Genomic DNA, 3,114 nt, shown 5'->3' with positions numbered 1-3,114 from the left:
TCAACCCTTCTTCTTCCATCGTAAATATCACTTTACGTCTAAAATCAATTGAATAGCTCATATAAATAATGTCATCAAAATTAAGTCGCTTAGCTATATAATGGCAATCGCTTATTTAATATTAGCATTTTTGGTAATGAGCAATGATATTGAACGTTTAGCAGATGTTTTTTTACTAATTATTAAACATGCTTTTGGTTTACAGGAAGCAGTTGGCGGCGTAGTTGGTTATGGGGTTGCGCAAGCGATGACACAAGGGATACAGCGCGGCCTATTTCAAATGGAGGCAGGTATGGGCTCAGCGCCGAATGCTGCAGCTCCTGCTTCACTTTATCCACCTCATCCAGCATCGCAAGGATATGTACAAATGCTAGGTGTTTTTATGGACACTTTAGTGATCTTTAGCGCAACAGCAATTATTATCTCTTCTGCTGCATTAGATAGCGCTGATGCCACTATTACTGGAATTGAATGAACACAGCGAGCTCTTTCTTCAGCTGTTGGCGATTGGGGTGCAATTTTCATTGCAATAGCTATTTTCTTCTTTGCTTTTACTTCAATTATTGCAAATTATGCATATGCAGAAAGTAATATGGTATTTTTAGAAAATAACCATCCTGCTGGATTGTATATTCTTAGATTTGCTACTTTAGGAATGGTTATTTTTGGCTCAATGGCAGAAATGCCCTTAGTTTGGAAATTAGGTGATCTCTCGATGGGTTTGATGGCGTTAACAAATCTAATTGCAATATTGATGCTCTCAGGTATCGCGTTTAAACTTACTAAAGATTACAATCAACAACGCAAAGCTGGCAAATTACCCACATTTGATATAGATGCTTATCCTGAGATTAAAAAACAGGTAGAAGATGGCATTTTGGAAAAGGACAATTTAAAGCAATGGAATGAAGGAGAAATTAACAGTTAGTTAATATAATAAAAATCTTCGTATAAGAAGGTTTTTATCGCTATATCCATCTAAACATTTATTTACTTTTTTATTAAAAAATCTATTTGAGTGAAAATTAAAATGGAATACATCTAATCCAGTAATTTGATAAAATAAAATAGTATATTTTTATAAATCATTATCTGTCAAACGCTGGTTTATTCCGCATTTTATTATAGTTAATTTTATAATATTAGTGTCCATTTATTATTGTCCAAGGATTGGTATATTTTTGTTAGAATCTTATATATTTTTTATATTTATAGTTTATTAGATATTTATTATTATAAATAGTATGGCAATTATTTTTATTTAAGACAGAGCTCATATTGAGCATTCATAAAAGATGCTAAATTAAAATAAAGCACCTGTAGATTTATATCATTTTATCTTAGCATCTAAAATTACCCTCCTTTTTAATAGATTATTGATTACAGTTTTGGTTAGTTATCACTAGTTTGATTAACATATTATTTCCACTGGTTAACTATTTGATGACTTTTGGTAAATTAAATGTAGTGGTTCCTTGATTTCTAATTTAATATTACGGTTTTGCCGAAAATCGTAAGGTGTGATACCAAATTCTTTACGAAACATATAGGTGAAATGAGATTGCGAGCCAAAACCAAAATCCAACGCAATATCAAAAATGGCTTTGGAACTATTTCTCAGAAGATTAACGGCCTTGGCAAGTCGACGTTGTCGAATGTATTTACCAAGTGAAATTCCGGTGATCTCTTTAAAAATTTTTTGCATATGCCAAAGAGAATAACCTGAGTAGGCGGCAAGCTCTTCCAAGTAGATTATTCTTCCTATGTGTTCTTCGATCCATTTACTTAATTCGTAAACAAGTGCTAAGTGGGTATCTTGTAGCATTGTGATATCATACTAGTTATTGGTTAAAGAAGTATACAGAACTTTTTTTAGGGATGACAAAGTCCTAAAGCTTAATGTTTAAATAATTTGTATAAAATTTATGTTAATTTTTAAAAAACATCAGTTTATCTCTTTATAAGTGGGTATTTAAGCCATTCTTATCTATAATAATTTTTTTAACTTTCGTAGCTAACTGACAAACAGCATGTAGCATAAATTAATAAAAAGGTTTTATTGATTTTAGCAATGACGCTATGGTTACTTTAGTAAGTGACTTAATTTTTATACAGTGACATATTAATTGTTTTTTATCATGTGGTATTAAAAATATGAAAAGGGTTAGATATTGAAAATAAAAAAATAGTAATTGCGACACTGATCGTTTTACTCTGCTTATTTTTATATTTAGTCGCATTAGACAGTTTTTGTGACCAGGATCAAAATGGTGGGAATTTCACCATAGGCATTTGTAAAATAACTGATTATTTGCCATTTTAACTAAAATTAATAGGGTTTTAATCTTATTTAATATAGACTTAAAGAAAAATTAATGTTTTAATTAGCAGTTTTGACATGCGCTTTAATTAAGGTTTGCATCGATAAAAATATTAGGAAATTAAAATAAAATGAAGGTTTAATTATGGCGGAAGAAGTTGGGCAAACGCTTAAGCGCGGGTTAAAAAACAGACATATTCAATTGATTGCACTTGGTTAAGCTTGTTGGAACAGGCCTTTTTTAGGAATTGCACAAACTATAGCTAAGCGACTTAATTTTGATTACACCATATTGAGTGCGAACAAAATATCTATGTCGCATCCGAGCGCTCTTTTTTTTGCATTTAGCTTGTGCCCATTTATAGCTAAGCGTCTTAATTTTGATTACAAAAATATATGTTTTTCTCGAATATAAATTTACTGATATAGAGTAATTACTTGTAATCATTTTAAAGTCGCCTAGCTATATAAACATGGCAGGGCCATCTGTTTTATTAGGTTATGCAATTGGTGGATTTATTGCTTTCCTGATTATGCGTCAATTAGGAGAGATAATTGTCGAAGAACCTGTTGCTGGTTCTTGTAGTCACTTTGCTTATAAATATTGGGGCCCTTTTGCTGGTTTTTTATCTGGCTGGAACTATTGGGCAATGTTTATCTTGGTTGGTATGGCTGAGCTGACTGCAGCAGGTATTTATGTGCAATATTGGTGGGATATCCCAACCTAAATTTTAGCTGCAATCTTTTTTATCGCTATCAATCTTATCAATTTGACCAATATACCAATATATAGC

3 protein-coding genes and 2 pseudogenes are annotated in these 3,114 nt (G+C 31.5%); 3 read left to right on the top strand and 2 right to left on the bottom strand.

The genetic code is table 11. The features are described from left to right. Positions 1-97: 97 nt before the first annotated feature. Positions 98-928, top strand: a pseudogene (locus tag ARSQ2_RS10625) (alanine:cation symporter family protein); the annotation flags it as partial. Between the two features lie 504 nt (positions 929-1,432). Here ARSQ2_RS10625 and ARSQ2_RS10620 read toward each other — a convergent pair. Continuing rightward, positions 1,433-1,825: a helix-turn-helix domain-containing protein gene (locus tag ARSQ2_RS10620; RefSeq protein WP_181995282.1), complete on the bottom strand. Its 393-nt coding sequence runs from the start codon at positions 1,823-1,825 to the stop codon at positions 1,433-1,435. A gap of 345 nt (positions 1,826-2,170) precedes the next feature. On the opposite strand from ARSQ2_RS10620, the gene mgrB reads away from it, so the two are divergent. Then, positions 2,171-2,323, top strand: a complete 153-nt coding sequence (gene mgrB, locus ARSQ2_RS10615; protein ID WP_181995283.1) for a PhoP/PhoQ regulatory lipoprotein MgrB — start codon at positions 2,171-2,173, stop codon at positions 2,321-2,323. A gap of 238 nt (positions 2,324-2,561) precedes the next feature. Here mgrB and ARSQ2_RS10610 read toward each other — a convergent pair whose 3' ends face one another. Further along, positions 2,562-2,768 carry a hypothetical protein gene (locus ARSQ2_RS10610; protein ID WP_181995281.1) on the bottom strand — a complete coding sequence of 69 codons (207 nt, stop codon included), beginning with the start codon at positions 2,766-2,768 and terminating at the stop codon, positions 2,562-2,564. 19 nt (positions 2,769-2,787) lie between these two features. Here ARSQ2_RS10610 and ARSQ2_RS10605 point away from each other — a divergent pair. Further along, positions 2,788-3,114 (top strand): annotated as a pseudogene (locus tag ARSQ2_RS10605) (aromatic amino acid transporter AroP); the annotation flags it as partial.

Source organism: Arsenophonus endosymbiont of Bemisia tabaci Q2, from assembly GCF_902713415.1.
Taxonomy (GTDB): Bacteria; Pseudomonadota; Gammaproteobacteria; order Enterobacterales; family Enterobacteriaceae; genus Arsenophonus.
The sequence above is the reverse complement of the archived record's forward strand: the minus strand, read 5'-3'. Positions and strand labels throughout refer to the sequence as shown.

Bases quoted from the DNA above. Each gene is read 5' to 3' on its own strand.
- ARSQ2_RS10610 (WP_181995281.1), bottom strand. From the start codon at position 2,768: ATGATTACAAGTAATTACTCTATATCAGTAAATTTATATTCGAGAAAA.
- ARSQ2_RS10620 (WP_181995282.1), bottom strand. From the start codon at position 1,825: ATGCTACAAGATACCCACTTAGCACTTGTTTACGAATTAAGTAAATGG.